Source organism: Faecalibacterium sp. DFI.5.82, assembly GCF_029076575.1.
GTDB classification, from domain to species: domain Bacteria; phylum Bacillota; class Clostridia; order Oscillospirales; family Ruminococcaceae; genus Faecalibacterium; species Faecalibacterium duncaniae.
On the sequence record NZ_JARFIS010000718.1, the window covers coordinates 1 to 302 of the forward strand.

Genomic DNA, 302 nt, shown 5'->3' on the forward strand with positions numbered 1-302 from the left:
GCCCGTGGAGCTGCCCGACCTCAAGGGCCGCGAGGAGATCCTGAAGGTCCACGCTAAGAAGGTTGCGCTGGCCCCGGGCATCGACTTTACCACCGAGGCCCGGATGGCCTCCGGCGCGTCCGGTGCCGAGCTGGCCAACATCGTCAACGAAGCCGCGCTGCGGGCCGTCCGTGCAGGCCGCAAGAGCGTGACCCAGTCTGAACTGGAAGAGAGCATCGAGGTGGTCATTGCAGGCTACCAGAAGAAGAACTCCATCCTGACCGACCACGAATAGTGCATCGTAGCCTACCATGAGATCGGCC

The 302-nt window shown here is 63.9% G+C and carries 1 pseudogene; it reads left to right on the top strand.

Annotation, left to right across the window (positions count from 1 at the left end):
* Positions 1–271 (top strand): annotated as a pseudogene (locus P0G09_RS18595) (cell division protein FtsH); the annotation flags it as partial.
* Positions 272–302 lie beyond the last annotated feature (31 nt).